Genomic DNA, 23,035 nt, shown 5'->3' with positions numbered 1-23,035 from the left:
TATGTGTATTTTATGGCTTACCTTTGAGCAAAAACACATACGCATGAATCTTGACTTAACAGGCAAAACGGCATTGGTTTGTGGCAGTACACAAGGCATTGGCAAAGCTGCAGCCATCGAATTAGCATTATTAGGTGCAAATGTTACATTGATAGCCCGCAACGAAGAGAAACTGAAAGAAGTAACAGCCGAACTTCCAAGAAAGAAGAACCAGAAACACCGCTATCTGGTGATTGATTTTTCAAAAACCACTCAGGTAAAACCTAAAATTGAACGTTATCTGGCAAAATATCCCGAAGTACATATCCTTGTTAATAATACTGGCGGCCCGGCAGGTGGCGCCATTATAGACGCCGATGTTGAGCAATTTGCACAAGCTTTTAACGAGCACGTGGTAGCCGCCCAAACACTGGCGCAGGCCGTAGTACCAAGTATGAAAAACGCAGGTTTTGGCCGTATTGTAAACATTACGTCGGTAGGCATGAAACAGCCTATTGTTGGTTTGGGCGTATCGAACACCATTCGTGGAGCAATGGGCAGTTGGGCTAAGTCTATTGCAAACGAACTGGGCAAGTTTGGTATTACAACCAACAACGTATTACCCGGCTATACAACAACGGCTCGTTTAGAAAAGCTTAACGAAAACAAAGCCAAAGCAACTAATAAGAGTATAGAAGCTGTTGAAAATGATTTACTAAAAGATATTCCTATCGGGCGATTTACTGCACCAGAAGAAACAGGCGCAGTAATTGCCTTTTTATGTTCGCCGGCGGCAAGTTCTATTAATGGCACGAGTATTCCGGTTGATGGTGGACGTATAAGCGGCCTTTAGATAGCCTCAAAAGCAGCATCACGGCCTGATACAATTGCGCCTTCCATAAAGCCCTGCCATTCGGCCAGATGCTCACCAGCAAAATGGACGTTCAGGTGGGGCTTTTTCAGTTCAGGTTGTAAGGTAAACCATTGGCCTGTACCATAAATAGCATAAGCACCTTTAGAATAGCGGTCTTGCCCCCAGTTATAATTAAATACTTTTTGCAGGTAATTGCGGGCATCACCTATTGGCCTGATAGAATCTATTATGGTTTGTCGGCGGTAATCGTCTCCGTGCCAGCCAAACATATCTGCTTTTTCGCCAACGCTATAAGACGTAAGCGCACCTTTTGTATGATGCTGGTTTTTGGTAGCATGGTAAAAATAGTGCGCAGGCGTATCGGTTATCATATCAAAATCTTCCCGTTTCCAGAAACGTTGGCTAAATAAGCCTACGCATTTATTGATACGAGCATATTGTAGTGCATCTAGTGCATGTATCTTTGCTTTAGGTAAAGCAGGCGAAAAATTTATCTGGCTCAATGCAAAAGTTGGCACTGTACAAATAACCCTGTCGGCATCAAAAGTTTTGCCATTAGCGCATTTTATGCTGATGCTTTTACCTTTTTGCACAATAGCTTCAACGTGGTGCTCGGTCAGTATTTTTTCTCGTCCTATCAAATCGGCAATTTTATTGGCTAGGGTGCTATTACCCCCTTCCATCTTCAAATCCATCTCGTTTTTCTTGCTTGAATAAGCATATTCGCTGATAGCAGAAAAAGCTGATACGTGCCTGATACTTTCGCCAAAGTCAGTACTATCCAGCAATTCTCTGAAATACAAGTCGTTTTCAGGAATACCGTTATTAACCAGATAACGCCACCAATCCAGGCGATCGAATAATTTCTGTTGTTCCGAATTGAGGTTTTTGAAAGATTCTAGCAAACCATCTAGTTTTTTCTTCCAGTCAGCATCAAAATCCCATTTATTTACCTTGCTGTATTTGCCCCTAAAATACAAGTCGGTATCGAAGCGGTTATCATTCAATTGAATCTTGAATCTATCGCAAAGTTTCTTTACCTCTTCGTGTGACTCCCCTACCCACTCGGCACCTAACTCAACCCGAAGGTCGGCCTGTTCGTCAATTTTATGTGTAAAAACTCTGCCTCCAATCCTGTTGCGGGATTCAAGAATCACGAAGTCAATTTTCTTATCAAAAAGTGTTAAAGCGGCTGAAAGCCCCGAAAAGCCTGCGCCTAGAATGACAACTTTAGATGGTTTAACGCTATGCGCAAAGGTAGATTGATTGAGTAGAATGGCTCCTGAAGCAGCAAGGCCGAGGAATGAGCGTCGTTTCATGGTTAAATAATAGATGTTTGTAAGTGAGTAAATGTTAGTTTAATGGTTTTCCGGCTTAGAAAAACAGCATTCATCAACTCACCTTAACAAAGATACCCTACCACCAAGCATGAAAACAGTATTTGCTAAATTTTTTATTATGTGGTAAAAGCTATTTAATACTCTTTGTGTATTCTTTCTGATACAAAAGCGGTGTTTTGCCCATAATTTGTTTAAACTGCCTGTTAAAATTAGAAATTGTATTGTAGCCGCTTTCGTAGGCTACCTGCGTAATACTCAGCGTACCTTCGTGCAAAAGTTTACAAGCGTGACCAATACGAATTTCGGCTATGAAATCGAAGAAAGGTTTATTTGTGCGACTCTTAAAATATCTACAAAAAGCCGAATCGCTCATGCTTACCAACGATGCCAACTCGCTCAGGCGTACTTCTTCCTTAAAGTGCTTCATTACATATTCGTGTACTTTTTGCATACGCTCTGTTTCCGAAACCTTGTGGGTATTTACATAACCAAAGCTTGCAATATAATTATACTCGGTCGATTCGGCTAAATGATGTAGCATCGACAAAAATTTGAGTACCCGCTCAAAACCCTCAACGTTATGCAAGTTCTGCAAACCTTCTCTGATGTACGCTCTTGTTTCTCCAAAAATCTCCATTCCTCGCTCACCTCTTTCCAGTAATTGCTTTAGTCCGTGCATTTCACTTTTTTCGAAGAAACCATTACCAAGAAAATCTTCGGTAAAATAAATAACAATGCCGTGTGTACGAAGGTCTGAACTATGTTCAAAATAGGCACGGTCGCTCTGCCAGAGGTGCGGGATATTAGGGCCAAGAAATACGGTATCGCCTGCTTCAAAGTGCCTGATGCTGTCGCCAATGAATCGGGTACCGCTTCCTTCCATCACTGTGAAGAGTTGGTAATGCGGATGAAAATGCCAGTTAGGGTCAAAATGGGGCTCTATCAGTTCCTTTAACGTGAACGAATAAACGGCACTTTCAACCGATTTTTTAAGCAGAGGTTTCATATCAGACTATTCTCAATTTTAACCCTAAATTAAGAAATAAAAATAAATAAAGTCAAAATACAGTCAACATTAGTAAAGTTAGGCTCATTTTTTTGTACTTTTTTAAGATAGTTTTGTAATGTGAAAAAATAAAAAAATCTGTATGAAGTTTGGAATGAATCTCCTTTTATGGGGAACAGAAATTAACGAAAGCCTTTTTCCGGTATTAGAACAAATAAAAGCACTTGGCTTTGATGGCGTTGAAGTACCAATTTTTGATACAGACCCTAAAAACTGGTATGCCTGGCGAGAAAAACTAGATGAGCTAGAACTCGACAGAATTGCCGTTACCATTTGCGGACCTGATTTTAATCAGATAAGTGCCGACCCTGCCATGAGAAAAGCGACACTAGAGCGTAATAAAAGTGCAGTTGATTGTGCGTTGGTTTTAGGTGCAAACCTACTCAATGGCCCTTATCACTCAGCTTTAGGACAGTTTACCGGCCAACCGGCTACCGAGCAAGAATGGCGCTGGGCAGTAGAAAACCTAAGAGAATTGGCCGATTACGCCGATAGTTTTGGCATAACATTGGGGCTCGAATACCTGAATCGTTTCGAAAGCTATCTGGTTTCGTCGAGCGATGAATTAATAAAGCTGGTAGAAGACGTTGACCACCCTGCCTGCAAAATTATGTTTGATACATTCCATGCTAATATCGAAGAAAAGAATCTGGGCGATGCTATCAGAAAACTTTCTAAACACCTTGTACACGTGCAGGTATCTGAAAACGACCGCAGCACCGTAGGCACCGGAAATGTAAACTGGGAAGATGTTTTCAAGGCATTGAAAGAAATCAAATACGATGGTTGGTTGTCGGTAGAAGCCTTCAGTCAGAAACTGGCAGTAGCCAATATCTGGCGAAAAATGTTCGACTCTGAAACACAATTAATGGAAGATAGTCTTAGTTTCTTAAAAAATAGTCTTGCTGAAAATCCCGGTACACCGAGTATTCCTTATTAATGCTGAAGGGATTTAACGCTAACCTAAAACAATTAAACTTATGTCAAAGAAAATCAATATTGCAATTGTAGGGCTTGGCTTTGGTGCTGAGTTCATTCCTATCTATCAACGCCACCCAAATGCAAATATGTACGCTATTTGTCAGCGTAATGTAGAGAAACTCAACCAGATTGGTGATGCTTTCGGCATTGAAAAACGTTACTCTGACTATGACGAATTGCTTAAAGACCCTGAGATTGATGCAGTACACATTAACTCACCAATTCCGAACCACGCTGAGCAAAGCCTGAAAGCACTATATGCAGGCAAGCACGTAGCATGTACTGTACCAATGGCCACTTCGGTAGAAGACTGTATGGCTATTGTAAAAGCCTGCAAAGAAACAGGTAAAAAGTATATGATGATGGAAACGGTGGTATATGCCCGTGAGTTTTTGTTTGTAAAAGAATTATACGAAAAAGGTGAGCTAGGAAAAGTACAGTTTCTGAAAGCAAGCCACCAACAAGATATGGACGGCTGGCCTGACTACTGGCCGGGTTTACCTCCGATGCACTATGCAACACACTGTGTAGGCCCCGTGGCAGGTTTATTGAAACTAGAAGCTGAGTACGTTTCTTGTTTTGGTTCGGGTACTATCCGTGAAGAATTAGCACAGATTCATAACTCTCCGTTTGCAGTAGAATCGGCTCATATCAAGTTCAAAGACAGCGATTTGAGTGCCTATGTGTACCGCTCATTGTTTGATGTAGCTCGCCAATACAGAGAAAGTTTTGAAGTATACGGCTCAAAAAAATCTTTTGAGTGGGCTTTGATTGAGAACGAAGAACACGTGATTCATACAGCCAAAAAACCTGAGCACGAAATTCCGGAAAAAGTAACAGTAAAAGATTACGCACACTTATTACCGGAAGGAATCCAGGATTTCACGACAAAAGGTGTGTACGACCTTGGCGAAAACAATCACTTATCGTTTACACAAGGTTCTGGCCACGGCGGTTCGCACCCACATTTGGCACATGAGTTCCTGACGGCTCTTGTTGAAGACCGTGACCCATTCCCGAATGCTGTACAATCAGCTAACTGGACTAGCGTGGGTATTTTAGCACACGAATCTGCTATGCAGGGTGGTAAGATTATCTATTTACCAGACTTTCACAACGCATAATAAATATTAGGGCGAAACCGAGTTTCGCCCTTCTGCAATTCCCTATCACTACGAGTAATAAAATTCTGCTTTTTCTCATGAAAAAAATCTTAATACTCTTGTTTGTTTTGCTCTGGCAAGGCGCTCAAGCCCAAAAAGCCCGCCGACTAGAAATTTTATTTCTTGGCGATAACGGGCATCACCGCCCTATCGAAAGGCTCCCGACATTGATGGCAGCTCTTGGTGCAAAGGGTGTAAACTTTACTTATACCGACAAACTAGAGGATATTAATCCTAAAAATCTGGCGAAATACGATGCATTGATGATTTATGCTAATTGGGACGAAATAACCCCATCGGCAGAAAAAGCCTTGCTTGATTACGTAGCTTCGGGCAAAGGTATTATTCCTGTACACTGTGCTTCGTTTTGTTTCCGTAACTCTCCTGAGTACGTAAAGTTAGTAGGTGGACAATTCTGGCGTCATAAAATGGATACTATTCAGGCAAAAACGGTTTTACCAACCCACCTGATAGTAAAAGACCTTCCACAAATTAAGGCATACGACGAAACTTATCTACATAGCCACTTGCAACCAGACAACAACGTGTTAATGGTTCGTGAGATTAAAGCTGACCAGAAAGCTGACCGTCCGGAAACAAACATTGAGCCTTATACATGGACTCGTACTTATGGTAAAGGACGTGTTTTCTACACAGCTTATGGCCACGACGACAACACATGGAGCAATGCGGCATTCCAACAATTGTTATACAATGGTATTGTATGGGCGGTTGACGAAGGCGCAAGATCAGCACATGCTGCTTTAAACCCAAAACCGTTTACTTACAGAGAGGCCAAATTGCCGAACTACGAGAAACGTCCGGGTGTGCAGTTGCAACAATTCCCGCTTACGCCGGAAGAGTCAATGAAACACATTCAGGTACCTGCTGATTTTACGCTAGACCTGTTTGCCTCAGAACCGAACGTACAGCACCCGATTGCGATGTCGTGGGATGAAAAAGGAAGATTATATGTGTTGATAACGAAAGATTATCCGAACGAACGTAAAGATTCAGGCGGAAGTGACTACATTTTGGTTTGTGAAGACACTGACAACGACGGTAAAGCTGATAAATTTACTCGTTTTGCCGATGGTTTAAGTATCCCGACCGGAATGGTATTTGCCAACGGTGGTTTAATTGTATCGCAAGCACCTCACATGCTCTTATTAAGAGATACAGATGGTGATGGCAAAGCCGACGAAAAGAAAATCTTATTCACAGGTTTTGGTACAGGTGATACCCACGCAGGGCCATCGAACTTACACTATGGTTTCGATAACTGGATTTGGGGTTCGGTAGGTTATTCTGGTTTCAGCGGTAAAGTTGGTTCAGCCGATAGCTTGAAATTTGGACAGGCATTGTTCCGTTTCAAACCTGATGGCTCGAAACTAGAGTGGATGACAAGTACATCGAACAATACCTGGGGTATGGGCTTTAATGAAGCAGGTGATGTATTTGGCTCTACTGCCAACAACTCACATGGTTGGTATATGGCGATTCCGCATAGAAACTTCTTGAATCCGGGTTTCAATACTGATAACGGAAGCCGCTCGACGGATACACACAAAGACATGAAACCTATTACCGAAAAAATAAGACAGGTTGATGTATTTGGTGGTTTTACAGCCGCCGCAGGTCATAATTTCTATACTGCAAGGGCTTACCCTAAAAATTACTGGAACAAGATTGCTTTTGTAGCAGAGCCAACCGGGCATATACTTCACCAGAACTCAATGGAGAAAAATGGTACTAATTATGAAGATAAAGAATCGTTTAACCTGATGGCAGGTGCCGACGAGTGGTTTTCTCCGGTATTTGCTGAGGTTGGCCCTGACGGTGCCGTTTGGGTAGCTGACTGGTATAGTTACATTATTCAGCACAATCCTGTTCCGAAAGGTTTTGAAAATGGTTTAGGTAACGCCTACCAAACAGATTTACGTGATTTTACTCACGGCCGTATTTACAGAGTAGGTTGGAAAGAAGCTCCGGCTTATACACCGCTTTCGCTTAGCAAAGACCGCCCTGACGAACTATTAAGTGCTTTGAAAAACACAAATATGTTCTGGAGAAGCCATGCACAAAGATTATTAGTAGAGCGTGGCAAAACTGATGTAGTGCCTGCTTTGATAGCCTTGGTAAAAGACCAGTCAGTTGATGAAATAGGACTCAATACAGCCGCTATACACGCCATCTGGACGCTGAAAGGATTAGGTGCTATCGAAAGTAACAATGAAGCATTGCAAGCCGTAATTGGTGCTTTAAAACACCCATCGTGGGCGGTTCAGAAAAATGCGATTCAGGTTTTACCTGCTACACATAAATCGGTAGAAGTTATTCTGCAAAACGATTTATTAAATAGCAAAGAACCAATTGTTGTATTGAATGCTGTTTTAGCTTTAAGCGAATTGCCACTTACACCAGCCTCTGAGCAAGCATTGCTTACCCGCATGGAACAAGCGACAGAAGGCAACGACCGTTGGTTACCAGATGCCTTTGCAGTTGCTTTAACAAGCCATAAGTCAGTTTTGTTGAAAAAATACCTTAATAAACTGGCAAGTGCTACAAAAGCTATGCCTGCCGGCCACAACCACTCAGCAATGAATCATGGCGGCATGAATAGTTCGGCTACTAAAGAAGCCGCTAAAGCATTACCTGCGCCAACTGCGGGTATTGATTTGGTTGTCACAAATTTACGTGCCGAGCCAAGCTCTCCTTATGTGCGTGAAGGTATGCGCTATGTGCTTGAAGTAAAAAACAATGGCAAGGATTCTTTGAAAAAAGGCGTTGTTGTTGATTTGAAAGTTGATATTACAGGCAATGGACAGAAGTTTACTACCTGGAGCTCATTCCACAATACTGGTATAGGACCGGGTGAGACCGTTACTATTTCAAAAACTACAAATGGACCTTGGGTTGGCGACTTCTATTTCTCAACTGATATAGCCGGAGACTATAACTTCAATGTTTCGCTTGACTATGACAATAAAATAGCGGAAAACAACGAACAGAATAACTCCTACAACAAAAAGATTACTTTCCAGCAAGCACAAAAACTTTCGACGTTTGCACTCGAAAGAGCCAGTAGAAGTTATGCCTCTGTTATGCCTGCCGATACAGTAGCCAATTTGCTTAAATATTGGGATAAAATACCAAGTACTGAAAATGTAGCCTTGTTGAAAGGTGCATCAAATGGCTGGAACCCTCGTAGAAAAGGAACTGTAACGGCTGCAAATCAGAAATACTTAACATCTTTAAGCACAAAACTTACCGAAACCAATGCCGATAGATTGAATAAACTATTGGTAGCTTGGGGCTTGAAAAGCAGTACTGCCGATGATGATAAAGATGCCATTGTTATCACTATCAAATCAATCAAAGAAGAGATGAAATTTGATAAAAAAGAATTTACCGTAAAAGCCGGAAAACCTGTGATACTGGTATTCGAAAACCCTGATGCGATGCAGCATAATATCGTAATTGGTAAGCAAAAAAGTATGGAGATTATCGGTAATGCTGCCGATAAAATGATTACTCAGAAAGATGCTGCCGAAAAACATTATGTACCAAGCATACCACAAGTATTAGCAGCTACGCCATTGGTGAATCCGAACGAAACTTTCCGTTTAAAATTCACAGCCCCTGCCGAAGTAGGTAACTACCCATATATCTGTACATTCCCGGGTCACTGGCGCTTAATGTTTGGCACAATGAAAGTGGTGAAATAAGATTTTGACAAAAGAATACGTTACAATAGATTGTAATTAATTGGCAAACAGCTCCTCTTTGAGGGGCTGTTTTGTTTTACTCAAGTATCCCATATTCATAAACAGCTTCCACAAACTCTTCAATAGTGTTTCTTGACTTAATAAAAAAGTATCATTGCTAATATACCGTTAGATAAATATTCATTGTTTGCAATCGCAATTCGCCATATTTTTAGTGAGATTTTCCACTGAACATTAAACCACTAAAGAACCATGAATTCTTCTACCATTTCCCTACGAAGGTTAGGGATACTCATTCTTTTAAGTATTTCTGTAAATTTTTCTTTTGCTCAGTTCCCTAAGCTAAGCAATACTAACTTAGTATTAACAAAAGACACTAGTAAACTAAAATATGGACTTAAAGCACTACAAAAAAAGCAGCAAGATTCAAAAAACGGTCTTGTTAATGGCGACTCATTGCTAAAAGCCAGCCAATCTCTTTATAATTTATCAAAAGACTCTATCCTGGTTGATGTAATTGCCCAAAGAGAAGTACCCGAGTTAATTAATGACCTGAAATCAATCAACGTCAAAATAAAAGCATATTCCAATAAGATTGTTACATGTTGGGTTGCATTTGATAAACTAAACGAGATAGCTAATCTGAAATCATGCAGTTGGGTTAGGCCCACTACCAAACCAATCAATAATTCAGGGCCTGTGTTGTCGCAAGGAGACAGCGCACAACGCTCAGATATAGCAAGAATGTTAACAGGACTCAATGGCGCAGGGGTAAAAGTTGGTATATTATCTGACTCTTACGACTTATTAGGTGGGGCTGCAGCAGGTGTAAGTTCTGGAGAACTTCCGGGTGTAGGTAATCCGAATGGATACACAACTCCGGTAACAGTATTAAGCGAAACTACCAGTGGTGCTGATGAAGGGCGAGCAATGGCCGAGATTGTACACGACGTAGCACCCGGAACTCAATTATACTATTACTCTGCTTTTAACGGTGAAGCTGATTTTGCCAATGGTATCAGAGCACTTGCACAAGCTGGCTGTAAGGTTATAGTAGATGATATCAGTTATTTCGCAGAACCCTTTTTTCAGGATGGTATAGTTGCGCAAGCTGTAGATGACGTGACCAATAACAATGGAGTATCCTACTTCTCTTCTGCTGGTAATTCAACAAATAGTTCTTATGAAGCGCCTTATAAATCATCTACTTTCATGCCCTTCGATGGCTATCCAGATGTGGCTCATAACTTTGGCACAAGCGCAAGTCCTGTCTATTTTTTACCGATTCAGGTAAATGGTTATATGGTTGCAACTTTACAATGGGACGACCCCTATTTTAGCACAGGGAATGGCTCAACTGGCGCAGTTACTGACATGGATTTCTTTGTATATCGTAATACAGCAAACGGCTTAGAATTGGTATCATATAGCATCGATTCTAATCAAGGTAGCGACCCTTATGAAATTCTTCAAGTTTATGGAACAGGTACTTTTTATGTTCTTATCACTAAATTTGCAGGGCCAGACCCTCGCAATCTGAAGTTTATCGGATTTCGTGGACTAAGTTGGCCAGCTGCCTCAAATGGCATTACAGGTATTAAGGCATCGACTATTATGGGACACCATAATGCAACTGGTGCAATAGCGGTAGGTGCTGCCAGCTATGATGGCACACCCGCATACGGCACAAACCCTCCTGCTTTAGAGTCATATTCTTCACATGGTGGCACTCCTATTTACCGCTCAACTTCGGGAGCATTATTACCTTCCCCAATTATTAGACAAAAGCCTGAAATAGTAGCCCCAGATAATGCAAATACTTCATTTTTTATTGATGGATATGATTATGAAGGAGATGGGAATCCTAATTTTGCAGGTACTTCTGCAGCCGCACCTCATGCCGCTGCAGTAGCTGCACTTATGAGACAAGCCAGACCAAGCCTTACACCTGCTGAAGTAAGAGAAGCACTCATTAATTCGTGTACAGACATGGAAACCCTAGGTTTTGACTTCATAAGCGGCTATGGTTTAATAAAAGCTGATAGTGCCATTCTTTCTCTCTATTCAATTAATGCTACAGCACCTGCTATTACCACCTTATGTATAGAGTCTAGCATAAGTATTCCATTCAATTCTGTTGGAAAATTTGGAACCGGAAATATCTATAAACTTCAATTATCGGATGCAAATGGTAGTTTCAGCAGCCCGACAAATATCGGAACACTAGCAAGCACCGACAATACAGGAAGCATCAATGGAGTTATTCCATCTGGCACAACTCTGGGAGCAAATTACAAAATAAGAATAATTGGCTCTCTGCCCACCAAAGGTAGTAATGAAATTGCCATAACTATAGCAGCTATTCCAACTGCTCCCTCGGCTGCACCCGTAAGCCGTTGCGGTTCGGGTACTGTTACTTTAAGTGCCACAGGTTGCGCTGGCGGAACAATTAAATGGTTTGCCAATGCTACGGCCACTACAACACTGGCTACTGGTGGAACTTTCACCACACCAAGTATAAGTGCAAACACTACTTACTATGTAGGATGTACAGTTGGTGATTGCACCAGTATAAGAACTACTGTTACGGCCGCAGTCAATGCTGCCCTTGCATTCAACGAAGCAACACATGACGCAGGTACTTATCATGCTTCAGAAAGCATTACAAGTGCTAGCAATGTACCAAATCAAACAAATTATTATGCTGCAAAAGCAATTACATTGATTCCAGGTTTTCAGTCAGGTAAAAACGAAGTATTCCTTGCTTCAATACAAAATTGCCCTTAAGTAATCTATCTAAAAAGAAAAGCCGCTAGTAGTAAATTGCTAGCGGCTTTTCTTGAGGTAAACACTAAATTCTATTATTTAATACTCATTTCCAAAATCTCTCCTACTACCTCCGGTGTAATATCGGCTCTTTCGCCTAAAACAATTTCACGCTCTTTAAAACGTGATACAATCTTATCAATCGTTTCCTGACCTACCCCATAAGCACTAGCCTTGGTTGGTATATCTAATGATTCGTAAAAATCAATTGTTTTCTGAATAGCTCCTTCTACCAGTTCATCATCAGTACCACTCAAATTCCACACTCGTTTAGCGTACTGAATCAGTTTTCCACGTTTATCTTTTTTCTTTAGTTTTAATAAATGTGGCAATACTACTGCTAAAGTGCGGGCGTGGTCTATGCCATGAGAAGCCGTCAATTCATGACCTATATCATGCGTAGCCCAATCTTGCGGTACGCCTACTCCTATAAAGCCATTCAATGCCACAGTAGCTGCCCACATAAAATTGGCACGAGCCTCATAATCTGTCGGATTTTCAAGTGTTTTTGGCGCAACAGCAATCAAGGTCTGGATTATAGACTCTGCCATGCGGTCTTGTATTTCGGCGTTTACAGGGTATGTCATGTATTGCTCCATCACGTGCGTAAAAGCATCAGCAATACCATTAGCTATCTGTTGCTTAGGTAAAGAATAGGTTGTTTCAGGGTCAAGTACCGAAAAGACAGGATACAATAACGGATGTCCCATTCCTTTCTTTTCATGGGTCTCTTTACGGCTAATAACTGCAAAAAAGTTCATCTCCGAACCCGTTGCAGGCAAGGTAAGCACTGCGCCAATAGGCGTTGCTTCTCTGATTCTGGCTTTACCTGTTACCAATTGCCAGGCATCGTCGCCCTCATAAGGTATTGCGGCAGCAATAAATTTGGTGCCATCTAAGACCGACCCACCGCCTACTGCCAACAAGAAATCAATGTTTTCTTTTTTGGCAAGTTCTACAGCTTTCATTAATGTTTCGTAAGTCGGGTTGGCTTCTATACCGCCAAACTCAATTACGTTTCTGCCGCTTAAGGCTTCCTTTACTTGCTCGTATACACCATTTTTAAAGATGCTACCTCCGCCATAAGTAAGCAAAATCTTAGCGTCCTTAGGTATTTGTCTGTCAAGTTGAGCAATTTGTCCTTTACCAAAAAGTATTCGGACAGGATTCTGATAAACAAAATTATTAAACATGGCGATTATTTTTAAAATAGCGATGCCATGCTTTTAAAAAACATGGCATCGCTACAAAGTATAAGAAAAATATATTATGCTAAAAGTGATTTTACTGTAGCTGATATTGCCTTACCATCGGCTAAGCCGGCTAGTTCTTTTGAAGCAACTCCCATTACCTTTCCCATGTCTGAAGGTGCCGACGCTCCTACACGAGCAATAATCTCTTGTAGTTTTGCCTTCAACTCTTCTTCTGACAATTGTTTTGGTAAAAATTCTTCGATAATAGCTAACTCTGCTAATTCTTTATCTAACAAATCAGGACGATTTTGTTGGCGATAAATATCAGCCGATTCTCTTCTTTGTTTGGCAGCTTTTGTAAGTAATTTCAATTCATCATCAGCCGTTAAATCGCCTGATTTGCCCTCTTTAGTTTCTTCTAATAAAATTACTTTTTTAATGTCTCGTAAAGCTGTAAGCCTTACTGAGTCACGAGCGAGCATTGCTGCTTTAATCTGTGCGTCAATTTCTGTTTTTAATGCCATTTTGTTGGTAGTTTATTATACATTAGATAGATTATATCTAATCTCTTTTGAACAAGCGATTGAATATATTCGTTTCGAAGCGTTCAAAGAAATTAGAGAAATATTATTTTAGCTCCCAAATTTGGGAACTCATAAGTAATGAGAAACAGTTATTAATTTAAATTCTGGAAAATGGAAAACGAAGAAAACAATATTCCTTTTTCTTCTTATTCCTGTCTCCATCATCCTTTCTCCACTATAAAGAAATTACAATGACAAAATTATCAGTAAATATTAATAAAATAGCAACTTTAAGAAATTCTCGTGGAGGGAATATGCCAAATGTGGTAAAAACAGCCATTGATTGCGAAAGATTTGGGGCACAGGGAATCACAGTTCACCCACGCCCTGACGAAAGACATATCCGTTATCAGGATGTATATGACTTAAAGGAAATAGTAACTACTGAATTTAATATAGAGGGGAATCCGACCGAAGCTAAGTTTATTGATTTGGTTCTGGCTAATAAACCAACGCAAGTTACTTTAGTGCCTGATGCGCTGAATGCCATTACATCAAACGCCGGTTGGGATACAACTACCCACCGTGACCGCCTGAAAGAATTAGTGGCCACTTTCAAAAGTGTAGGTTGCAGGGTATCTATCTTTGTTGACCCTATTGAGCGAATGGTTGAAGGAGCAGCCGAAACAGGTACCGACCGTATTGAATTATATACTGAACGCTACGCACACGTGTATCCTGAAAATAAAGAAGAGGCTATCAGAGATTATGCAAGAGCAGCAAAGGTGGCCGAGCAAGTTGGTTTAGGTGTAAATGCCGGGCACGATTTAAGCCTTGAAAACCTTGCTTATTTCAAACAGAATATTCCGAATTTACTGGAGGTTTCTATTGGGCATGCGCTCATTTCTGATGCACTTTATTTTGGCTTAGAAAACACTATTCAACTGTATTTAAGGCAATTACAATAGGCTTCTTAACAATTTTTAAGAAACTTTAACAGCCTGATATTCTACTGTTTACTAAGTTTGTGCAACATTGCGCCAACAGTAAATATTATTTCTTTAAAGTTTTTTACAAAATTTAATAAAATTATGAAAGCTACACTCAGTAATTCACTAAAAGTAAGCCTCTTGGCTTTGTTTGCCCTTAGTTCTTTCGCATCATTTGCTCAGGATAAGAAAGATAAAAAAAGCACCGTACGTGTCAGAATCGAACAGGATATTGATGGAAAAACTAAAGTGCACGAAAAAACTTTTGATGCCGCAGGTCTGACAGATAAGCAACAAGAAAAGCTGGTTCAGGAGTATCAAGACTCTGTAATGGCTACCAATAAAGACAAAGTGCGTGGTACTAAGGTTGAAGTAGAAAGTTTTTCAGGTGAACTTCATGAAAACGAAGACCATTTTGAAAGAAATTTTGACTCAGAAAGACCACGTGTAAGGTCTTATAGCCGTAATAGGAATAGCAATGGGAATGAGCATTTTGAGCTTCGTAGTGATGACGACGACATAGTTATCAGAGACAAACCTCGTACAAGGATTTATCGTCGTGATGGCCAACATAGGGATTTCTCAGACGATTTTAATATCGACATGAAAGGCCTGAATGAAGAACTTAGCAAAATGGGTAAAGACTTACAGTTTGAGTTCAAAGCATTACCTGATGTTTTTGCTTTCGATGGCAGTTCGTCAAGCAAAACAGTTCGTGGGCTAAGCGTTTATCCTAACAATCCTAAAACCGATATATTGAATCTTCGTTTCAGCAGCCAACAAAAAGGCGATGTATCGATTAAAGTAATGGATTTGAAAGGCAATGTAATAGCCAAAGACGAAATCAAAGATTTCAGCGGTGATTACGTAGGCCAGATTAATATTGGTAAACAAAAAGGCGTTGTATTTGTGATGGTAACGCAAGGTGAAGATGGAACCGTGAAAAGAGTTAGCCTACCAGACGGAAAAGAATAAGATTTGAATAAGGTAAGAAACGTAAAAGGAGCCGCATAAATATATGTAGCTCCTTTTTTATATCTCAACATGTTGAGTCCATCAACTATATCTATCATTTCGCCAAGGGTAAGCGGTATTAGAATAACCTCTTTCTTCCCAGAAGCCCAACTTGTTTTTAGGCAAAAATTGTATGCGTTTTATCCACTTTGAGCCTTTCCAGGCATATAATTGCGGGGTTATCATACGTGCAGGACCACCATGTTCTTTTGCAAGAGGCTCACCATAAACAGTATGTGCCAGCAACACATCAGGTTTTAAGGCTTCTTCCATTGATACGTTAGTAGTATAAGTATCATAACCATAACACATAATATGCGTGGCAGTTTCTTTGGGTTGCACTAAAGCAGCAATATCCATCAGCCTTACACCTTTCCAAACCATATCCATTTTAGACCACGTGGTTACACAATGAAAATCACTGGTGTCTTCTACCTGAGGCAAGTCCATAAAGTCTTCCCACTTCAATACTACTGGGTTCTCTACCTCGCCATCAACAGTCAAACGCCAGCGGTCGAGTGAAATATCTGGATGATAGCCCAAGTCTAACACAGGCCATTTATTTGTCTGGGTTTGTCCAACTGGTAATTCAGGCATGCCGTGCCTGTTTATTTTTCCTTTTCCCATCGGGCGGTCATCCGCCATTGATGGGGTAATTTTCATTTTTTCTTCAAAGCGAGCTTTCAGTTTCATTCTCGCATCAATAATCTTATCTAGTTTGCTTACCTCTTCCATCTGTTAATGTATTTGCAGAAAGTAAAACAACATAACATACTTTTATGGCATTTAGTTACTTCCAAAGACTTTTAATCAAAGATGAATAATAAAATAAATCAAACAAACCGTAATAATGCTCACAATACCCTGCAAGCCTGTAAGAACGGTATGCGTACGATAGGCATCGCCTTGTGTAAGTCCCGTAAACTGTGATACAACCCAAAACCAGGCATCGTTGGCATGCGAAACCGTCATGGCGCCGCTACCAATTGCCATTACCAATAAGGTCAAATCAAGCGGCTCGGTAAAGCCCATTGATACAAGCAATGGTGCTAGAATACCTGAGGTTAATACCATTGAGGTAGTGGTGGAGCCTTGCGCTGTTTTAAAAAACGCTGCGACCAGAAAAGCAATCAACAAAAATGCGACCCCTGACGTCTGGTTAGCTACCAGCCAATCGCTTACAATATCTTTCAATTGTGTTTCTTTCAGCACTGCTCCAAAAGCACCGCCTGCACCAACCAGTACTAAGGTTGTACCGCAATGCTCTATGCCACTTTTAAAACAGGCAAAGATTTTCTCGAAAGGTTTTTCGGGAAATAAACTGAAAGAAAAAAAGATGGCTATCAGAAACGAAACTAAAGGGCTACCCAAAAAATTGAGCCACTTGGTAAGGGTTTCATTCAGCGCAAATATTTTGGCAAATGATGCTATGGTAATCAAAATAATAGGCAGCAAAATTGGCATGAATGCCTTCCAACCAGAGGGTAAAGTGCGGTGTTGGGTATCATTTTGCTTATCTTCGTTGTCTTCAATAATCGCCAAATTCTTGGCATATTTCTCGGCAAACCAGGTTGATAAAAACAAACTTGGAATTGATACTATCAAACCAATCAGAATAACCAGCCCAATACCATGTGATAGATTCAAGTTACCAGCAGCCGATAGTGGCCCCGGTGTAGGCGGCACCAAAGTATGCGTAGCAAAAAGCCCACCAGATAGCGCAATGGCTATAGTGCCTAAAGGCTTTTTGATCTTTTTGGCTACAATCTTGTTGAGTTTTGCCAGAATGATAAAGCCAGAATCACAAAAAACAGGAATACCCACAATTGCCCCAATTACCGACATGGCAAACGATGGGTATCTTTCGCCAAAGAGTTTTAGAATAATATCGGCCACTTTAATAGCTGCCCCCGATTTATCGAGTATAGCCCCTATCACACAACCCAGAATAACCATCAATCCAATTTTCGACATCAACTCACCAAAGCCTTTGCCAATGGTATCGGCTAACTTATCAATAGGTAAGCCGGCAAAAATACCAACGCCTAAAGCAGCCAGAAGCAAGCCCACCAGAGGATGTAACTTAAACCAGGTTGAAGATAAGATAATAAAAACAATGGCCAGAAAAACAACGAGTATTATCATGCAAGGCTTAGGTTAAACAATCTCAAAATACCTTTTTAACTCCCAATCGGTTACAACTTTGGCATATTGGCGCCATTCCCAGTCACGGGTTTGAGTAAAGTGAGCTACGAATTTTTCGCCGAAAAGTTCTTTTGCTACCTCCGAGTTTTTCATGGTCTTGGTAGCCTCATCAAGGTTTCGGGGTAATACACCATTGCTTATATCCTGATACCCATTTCCAATAGTAGCAGGTTGATTGAGTTTCAGATTATTACGGATGCCATATAAACCAGCCGCCAGACAAGCTGCTAAAGCCAGATACGGATTGGTATCCGAACCTACCACACGGGTTTCAAGACGACAAGATTTTTTACTGATTGGCAAGGCCCGCAAAGCTACTGTGCGGTTATCGACCGCCCATGTGAGCGTAGTTGGTGCCCATGCGCCTTCAACCAAGCGTTTGTAGCTGTTAATAGTAGGCGCAACCATAGGTAGAATATGAGGCAGGCAATACAATTGCCCTGCCATGTAGCTCTGCATTAGCTCACTTATATGATTCGGCGATTTTTCATCATAAAACAGATTAGTTTTGGCATCGCTATCCCAAAGGCTCTGGTGCACGTGCCCGCTACAACCCGGTAGGTTTTCATTGATTTTTGCCATGAATGTTGCCAGAATACCTTGCTGATAGGCGATTTCTTTTACCGAAGTTTTAAAAAGCAAAGCTCTGTCGGCAGCACTTAGCACATCAGAATAAGTAATGGCCGCTTCATATACACCCGGGCCAGTTTCGGTGTGCAGCCCTTCGAGCGGTACGTCGAATTTGGTCAATTGCTCAAATAGAGCACTCATGTAATCATTTTTCAACGTACTTCTGAGAATCGAATACCCAAACATACCCGGCGTAATAGGTGTAAGATTCTGAAAACCCTTCGCATTGGCCGAAACAGGCGTTTCTTCAAAATTGAACCATTCAAACTCTTGCGAGAAAAAAGGTTTAAAGCCTGCCTCCTCGGTTTCGGCTATTACTTTTTTCAATATATTTCTAGGGCATATTTCAGCCGCTTCTTCAATGAATTCTCCTAAGAAAAACGGAATATCGTTTTCCCAGGGAATTTTGCGGAATGTCGATAAATCGAGTTTTACCTTGGCATCGGGGTAACCCGAGTGCCATCCTGTGAAATCGGTATTATCATAACAAACATCGGCCATATCCCAACCCAGTACCACATCACAAAAGCCTAAATCTCCCTCAATTACCGACTGAAATTTTTGTTTGCTGATATATTTACCTCTTAAAATACCATCAATATCGGCAACAGCCAGTTTTACTTTTCCTGATGGGTGTGAATTTACGTAATCGATTATTTCTTGAGTAGTCATATTTAGGTTTGAGTTATAAATGCTTGGTGTTTCGGTATCCTATAATACGCAACACATTGGCAATTCGTACTATTGTTAATGTACAGGTTTATCGGGCGCAGGGGCTGACGCATGATAGCCTAAGTCTCGAATCATGAGGGCATATTTCTCCATGAGTTCTAAAACTCTTTCACGTTTACTTGAGCGTACAATTAAACCCACGTGGTATTCTTCGTCCATTTTCCATATTACTTCGGGGTCGTTGAATGGCGCATAGTCTGGCCATTGGTAAGACGACAGAGAGATAATAATCCCCGAATAAAAATCATCAACCGGAGGCAATTCATAAACGCCACCCGTGGCAACGGCAGTTTCTATTTTTGCCCACTCACGCCATAAATTAATGCTCGACGAATACTCAACCATTTCGGCCAGATTAGCCCCTCCTACCCTCGAAGCTGTTTCCAGAAAATAGAATTTACCATCTTCATAACATTTGATTACCTCGGTGTGCGAAGCACTGAACTTCATACCAAAGGCTTTCATTACTTGCGCATTTACTTTTGCTAGTGCTTTTTCGTCTTTCGAATCGTGCTCAACTGTAACCGAGCGGAAAATTCCCCCGCCATGTGCTACTTCAAATGGCGTGTTCAGGTATTGGCTGCATCTGGCAAAAATAACTTTACCATCAACAGTTAATGCATCTACATGATATACATCGCCGGGTTTAAATTGCTCTATCAGATAATTGTGTCTTTCTTCGCCTAAACTATGAATGGTATCCCATGCCTCCTGAAAACTATGTACTTTTTTGATACCCGCTGCCGAGGCCTCAGAACGAGGTTTAATAACCCACGGCGCAGTTGTAGATTGAAGGTATTCGGTTATGTCAACATCATGAAACAACGCACTGAATGGTGGCACATTAATACCTGCATGGGCAGCTTGTACACGCATAGCCAGTTTATCACGAAAATAGCGGGCGGTGGTTTGTCCCATACCCGGTATCCTGAAATGCTCACGGGCTAGTGCGGCTTTCTCTACATCAAAATCATCGAGCGCTACAATGCGGTCAATTTTTTTGCTGCGCATTAGGTGCGCCAAACCTTTTATTATATTGCTATAAGTATCAAATGTGTTATCGATGTTCTCTAAATAAAATGTCTCGTCTATTGATTCCCACGGCCAAGCCTTATTTTCCAGTTTTTTATTGGTTAACAAATACACGGTATTCCCTTCGGCTTTGCAGGATTTCAGAAATTCTACTCCTTTAAAATAAGTACAGATGCAGAGAAAATTCATAAGTCAAGGTTTTAGTTTTTTGATTTAGTGTTCGAATTTAATGAACTACTTTGGTAAAGTAGTCATTGTTGTGGTGCACTTTGTAAATATTTCTTTTATTATTTCCGACACCGAATAAATCTGGCAAAACTTACGTATAAACAAGTTTTTATTTTGCCTGATGGTTTATTATTCGATATTCGATATTTTTTTTCATTTAGACAAGCTAGAGAGAAACGAAATTGAAAAATTATGGTTCATTAGTGCTGAAACACAAAAAAGCCACCTGCTTATGAGCAGATGGCTTCTTGTTAAAAGATATATTCGTTTGAATTATACTTTTTTCTTTCCGTTTGGTGCAGAAGCAGGAGCTGAAGGTGATGCTGATGGAGCAGTAACTTCACCTTTGATTGTTAAAACTACTGTTGCGTTTTCAGCGTTGCTGGTAACAGTGATAGTTTTTGTAAACGCACCCGGACGACCCGATGTGTTATATCCTACTTTGATAGTTCCTTTACCACCTGGCATAATTGGGTCTTTAGACCACTCAGGTGTAGTACAGCCACATGAAGCAGCAGCATTTGAGATAACAACCGGAGCAGTACCTGTATTTGTTACTTCGAAGCTATAAGTTGCTAGTGGGCCTTCCGATACTTTACCGAAATCGTGTACTTCTTTATTGAATTTCAATACGCCTTGCGCTTGTACTGAAGCTACAAATGCAAAAACCACCGCAATTGTTGATAAGAATTTTTTCATTAGATTTGAATAATTTAAAGTTAAAAATAAATTCTGTTTTATTACTAAAGCTTATTTCTAAACGCAAATAAATACTAATACCATATATATACCAAATATTTAACAAGTTGTTAACAAAACTCTTCTGATTTACAAAAATTGATTTTGCTACAGGTTATTTTATAAAATATTTGCTAAAAAACAGTCTGCCTAAAAATGTTTATGAGGAATACTTTTTTGCTTCAATAAAAAGCGCAGAAACGAATTTTTCTATCTCTTTCTCGTTCATTGATGCAAAGCCTAAGCGAATGCCATTTATGTCAGACACTTCTTGATTATATAAACTGCCATCATTTAAATATATTCTATGTTTTACAAGCGCAGCAGATATTTTAGGAAGCGAAAGTTTCTTGTCAAATAATGCCCATACAGCCATTCCTCCATAAGGAACATTAAATTGAAGCACCTCATACAGCTTGCTTTTTAACAAATCACAAAAAATATCTCTCCGGTTTTTGTATAGCTTTACTGACTTGGATATATGCCTTTGCATTTCACCTGACTTAAAAAGGTTTGCAATGGAATCTTCCATGAGGTAATCGCCTCTGATTTCCATCAGTTCTTTAAATTTACTGGCCTGCAAAACTATATCTGTGTCAGCAACTAGATAACCAGCCCGAACTGTTAGTGCCAGTGTTTTTGAAATAGAACCAACATAAAGTATAAGCCCGTTGTGGTCTGCACTTGCTAACGGAAGTATCGGGCTGTTTTCATAATGAAAATCGTAATCATAATCATCTTCTATCACTGGTAATTGATAAGTACGAATAACATTCAATAATTTAATTCTTCTTTCTGCACTCAAAGTAACGGTTGTAGGATGATGATGGTGCGGGATAATGTAGAGTAGGTCTGGTTTTGCAACTTTACAAATCTCTTCTATCTCGTCAACATTAATACCATTTTCGTCTATGCTAACTTTTATCAGTGTAGCCCCAAGTTGGCGAAAAACCTTGTTAGCCATTGAATAATTAAGTTCTCCAACAATTACTTTACTTCCAGGCTTTACAATCATTTGCGCCGCAATATAAATAGCTCCCTGAGCTCCTCTGGTTGTAAGTATGTTATCAGCTGTAACGTTTAATCCACGTGTCTGCGATAGAAATAATGAAAGCTCGGTTCTCAGTGAAGCTGCGCCAGTTGAACGTTCATTAATCAGCATTACGTGTCGGGAATGTCGACCTAGCAAAGTTTTATATTGGCTACTAAGCATTTGCAAAGGCGCAATACGAGCGTCAGGATAACCGTCATTTACTACTATATCAAAAGAGTTTTTTTGTATATTCTGATCCTTGCTTGTAAGTTTTTTGTAAAAACTTGGCTTACGGCTTACCTCTTCGTTTGTAGAATCACGAAATGACTTTGGTTTTAGAAGCGGGAGTTTACTTGAAATAGTAACACCCTTACGAGGAACAACCTCAATCCAGCCTTGAACACTTAGTTCGTCATAGGCAGCTACTACTGTTGTTCTGTTAAGCCCCATAGTTATTGCCAACTCCCTACTTGATGGTAAACGAAAACCCGGTTTTACCTTACCATCTTGAATTAATTGTATTAAACCCTTTGCCAGTTGTTGAAAAATTGGCACAATTGATTTTCTATCTATCTTAATTAAAGTACTAAAAGGCAAAGTCTGGACTGGCATGAATATGATTGTTGGATGGCTAGGACAAATAGAATGCCATGTAAATTTACTAAATTATTAGTGTCGAAAAAGTTCTGGCTGGTCTTTTCGATTATTAGTATAAATTACTCATATAGGTTTTCTATCAATACTATTGATTTATTAGTAG

At 40.3% G+C, this 23,035-nt stretch carries 17 protein-coding genes; 7 read left to right on the top strand and 10 right to left on the bottom strand.

Annotated elements, in window-relative coordinates; genetic code table 11:
- Positions 1-43 precede the first annotated feature (43 nt).
- Positions 44-832 (top strand): SDR family oxidoreductase, encoded by a 789-nt coding sequence (locus WAE64_RS04890; RefSeq protein WP_340235108.1) that lies wholly within the window; start codon positions 44-46, stop codon positions 830-832.
- Here WAE64_RS04890 and WAE64_RS04885 read toward each other — a convergent pair.
- Positions 829-2,172, bottom strand: coding sequence for a flavin monoamine oxidase family protein (locus tag WAE64_RS04885; RefSeq protein ID WP_340235107.1), 1,344 nt, complete (start codon positions 2,170-2,172; stop codon positions 829-831). The two genes, WAE64_RS04890 and WAE64_RS04885, sit on opposite strands and share 4 nt — an antisense overlap.
- Positions 2,173-2,323: 151 nt before the next feature.
- Positions 2,324-3,199, bottom strand: coding sequence for an AraC family transcriptional regulator (locus tag WAE64_RS04880; RefSeq protein ID WP_340235106.1), 876 nt, complete (start codon positions 3,197-3,199; stop codon positions 2,324-2,326).
- A 154-nt stretch (positions 3,200-3,353) separates the two neighbouring features.
- Between WAE64_RS04880 and WAE64_RS04875 the strand changes: the two genes are divergently transcribed.
- The 4 genes from WAE64_RS04875 (at position 3,354) to WAE64_RS04860 (ending at position 11,918) form a co-directional block, all read left to right on the top strand.
- Positions 3,354-4,199, top strand: a complete 846-nt coding sequence (locus tag WAE64_RS04875) for a sugar phosphate isomerase/epimerase family protein (protein WP_340235105.1) — start codon at positions 3,354-3,356, stop codon at positions 4,197-4,199.
- 40 nt (positions 4,200-4,239) lie between these two features.
- Positions 4,240-5,364 carry a Gfo/Idh/MocA family protein gene (locus WAE64_RS04870; RefSeq protein WP_340235104.1) on the top strand — a complete coding sequence of 375 codons (1,125 nt, stop codon included), beginning with the start codon at positions 4,240-4,242 and terminating at the stop codon, positions 5,362-5,364.
- A gap of 77 nt (positions 5,365-5,441) precedes the next feature.
- On the top strand, positions 5,442-9,131 hold the full coding sequence (locus WAE64_RS04865) for a PVC-type heme-binding CxxCH protein (RefSeq protein WP_340235103.1): 3,690 nt from the start codon (positions 5,442-5,444) through the stop codon (positions 9,129-9,131).
- A gap of 252 nt (positions 9,132-9,383) precedes the next feature.
- Positions 9,384-11,918, top strand: a complete 2,535-nt coding sequence (locus WAE64_RS04860) for a S8 family serine peptidase (RefSeq protein ID WP_340235102.1) — start codon at positions 9,384-9,386, stop codon at positions 11,916-11,918.
- A 74-nt stretch (positions 11,919-11,992) separates the two neighbouring features.
- Here WAE64_RS04860 and WAE64_RS04855 read toward each other — a convergent pair whose 3' ends face one another.
- Complete coding sequence (locus WAE64_RS04855; RefSeq protein ID WP_340235101.1) at positions 11,993-13,150, bottom strand: iron-containing alcohol dehydrogenase; 1,158 nt, start codon at positions 13,148-13,150, stop codon at positions 11,993-11,995.
- A 74-nt stretch (positions 13,151-13,224) separates the two neighbouring features.
- Entirely contained in the window at positions 13,225-13,674 is a 450-nt protein-coding gene (locus WAE64_RS04850; protein ID WP_340235100.1) for a GatB/YqeY domain-containing protein, read from the bottom strand.
- Between the two features lie 251 nt (positions 13,675-13,925).
- Here WAE64_RS04850 and WAE64_RS04845 point away from each other — a divergent pair, with 251 nt between their 5' ends.
- Both WAE64_RS04845 and WAE64_RS04840 read left to right on the top strand, forming a co-directional pair.
- Positions 13,926-14,642 (top strand): pyridoxine 5'-phosphate synthase, encoded by a 717-nt coding sequence (locus WAE64_RS04845; RefSeq protein WP_340235099.1) that lies wholly within the window; start codon positions 13,926-13,928, stop codon positions 14,640-14,642.
- 123 nt (positions 14,643-14,765) lie between these two features.
- Positions 14,766-15,638, top strand: coding sequence for a T9SS type A sorting domain-containing protein (locus WAE64_RS04840; RefSeq protein WP_340235098.1), 873 nt, complete (start codon positions 14,766-14,768; stop codon positions 15,636-15,638).
- 81 nt (positions 15,639-15,719) lie between these two features.
- On the opposite strand, the gene WAE64_RS04835 is transcribed toward WAE64_RS04840, so the two are convergent.
- From WAE64_RS04835 to WAE64_RS04810, 6 genes are all read right to left on the bottom strand, one after another.
- Positions 15,720-16,412, bottom strand: coding sequence for a molybdopterin-dependent oxidoreductase (locus WAE64_RS04835; RefSeq protein WP_340235097.1), 693 nt, complete (start codon positions 16,410-16,412; stop codon positions 15,720-15,722).
- Between the two features lie 75 nt (positions 16,413-16,487).
- A complete protein-coding gene (locus tag WAE64_RS04830; protein ID WP_340235096.1) occupies positions 16,488-17,822 on the bottom strand; it encodes a GntP family permease in 1,335 nt (444 codons plus the stop codon).
- Positions 17,823-17,834: 12 nt separating this feature from the next.
- Positions 17,835-19,184, bottom strand: a complete 1,350-nt coding sequence (locus tag WAE64_RS04825; RefSeq protein ID WP_340235095.1) for a glutamine synthetase family protein — start codon at positions 19,182-19,184, stop codon at positions 17,835-17,837.
- Between the two features lie 75 nt (positions 19,185-19,259).
- Positions 19,260-20,465 (bottom strand): ATP-grasp domain-containing protein, encoded by a 1,206-nt coding sequence (locus WAE64_RS04820; protein WP_340235094.1) that lies wholly within the window; start codon positions 20,463-20,465, stop codon positions 19,260-19,262.
- Between the two features lie 312 nt (positions 20,466-20,777).
- A complete protein-coding gene (locus WAE64_RS04815) occupies positions 20,778-21,203 on the bottom strand; it encodes a DUF1573 domain-containing protein (protein WP_340235093.1) in 426 nt (141 codons plus the stop codon).
- 199 nt (positions 21,204-21,402) lie between these two features.
- Positions 21,403-22,887 carry an aminotransferase-like domain-containing protein gene (locus WAE64_RS04810; RefSeq protein ID WP_340235092.1) on the bottom strand — a complete coding sequence of 495 codons (1,485 nt, stop codon included), beginning with the start codon at positions 22,885-22,887 and terminating at the stop codon, positions 21,403-21,405.
- Positions 22,888-23,035: the final 148 nt, after the last annotated feature.

The sequence above is a fragment of the Emticicia soli genome, assembly GCF_037860775.1.
Classification (GTDB): Bacteria; Bacteroidota; Bacteroidia; order Cytophagales; family Spirosomataceae; genus Emticicia; species Emticicia soli.
Note: the sequence above shows the minus strand (reverse complement) of the source record. Positions and strands in the feature narration are given on the sequence as shown.

Bases quoted from the DNA above. Each gene is read 5' to 3' on its own strand.
- WAE64_RS04845 (WP_340235099.1), top strand. From the start codon at position 13,926: ATGACAAAATTATCAGTAAATATTAATAAAATAGCAACTTTAAGAAAT.
- WAE64_RS04850 (WP_340235100.1), bottom strand. From the start codon at position 13,674: ATGGCATTAAAAACAGAAATTGACGCACAGATTAAAGCAGCAATGCTC.
- WAE64_RS04860 (WP_340235102.1), top strand. From the start codon at position 9,384: ATGAATTCTTCTACCATTTCCCTACGAAGGTTAGGGATACTCATTCTT.
- WAE64_RS04885 (WP_340235107.1), bottom strand. From the start codon at position 2,172: ATGAAACGACGCTCATTCCTCGGCCTTGCTGCTTCAGGAGCCATTCTA.
- WAE64_RS04840 (WP_340235098.1), top strand. From the start codon at position 14,766: ATGAAAGCTACACTCAGTAATTCACTAAAAGTAAGCCTCTTGGCTTTG.
- WAE64_RS04875 (WP_340235105.1), top strand. From the start codon at position 3,354: ATGAATCTCCTTTTATGGGGAACAGAAATTAACGAAAGCCTTTTTCCG.
- WAE64_RS04820 (WP_340235094.1), bottom strand. From the start codon at position 20,465: ATGAATTTTCTCTGCATCTGTACTTATTTTAAAGGAGTAGAATTTCTG.
- WAE64_RS04815 (WP_340235093.1), bottom strand. From the start codon at position 21,203: ATGAAAAAATTCTTATCAACAATTGCGGTGGTTTTTGCATTTGTAGCT.
- WAE64_RS04870 (WP_340235104.1), top strand. From the start codon at position 4,240: ATGTCAAAGAAAATCAATATTGCAATTGTAGGGCTTGGCTTTGGTGCT.
- WAE64_RS04880 (WP_340235106.1), bottom strand. From the start codon at position 3,199: ATGAAACCTCTGCTTAAAAAATCGGTTGAAAGTGCCGTTTATTCGTTC.
- WAE64_RS04810 (WP_340235092.1), bottom strand. From the start codon at position 22,887: ATGCCAGTCCAGACTTTGCCTTTTAGTACTTTAATTAAGATAGATAGA.
- WAE64_RS04855 (WP_340235101.1), bottom strand. From the start codon at position 13,150: ATGTTTAATAATTTTGTTTATCAGAATCCTGTCCGAATACTTTTTGGT.
- WAE64_RS04830 (WP_340235096.1), bottom strand. From the start codon at position 17,822: ATGATAATACTCGTTGTTTTTCTGGCCATTGTTTTTATTATCTTATCT.
- WAE64_RS04835 (WP_340235097.1), bottom strand. From the start codon at position 16,412: ATGGAAGAGGTAAGCAAACTAGATAAGATTATTGATGCGAGAATGAAA.
- WAE64_RS04890 (WP_340235108.1), top strand. From the start codon at position 44: ATGAATCTTGACTTAACAGGCAAAACGGCATTGGTTTGTGGCAGTACA.
- WAE64_RS04825 (WP_340235095.1), bottom strand. From the start codon at position 19,184: ATGACTACTCAAGAAATAATCGATTACGTAAATTCACACCCATCAGGA.
- WAE64_RS04865 (WP_340235103.1), top strand. From the start codon at position 5,442: ATGAAAAAAATCTTAATACTCTTGTTTGTTTTGCTCTGGCAAGGCGCT.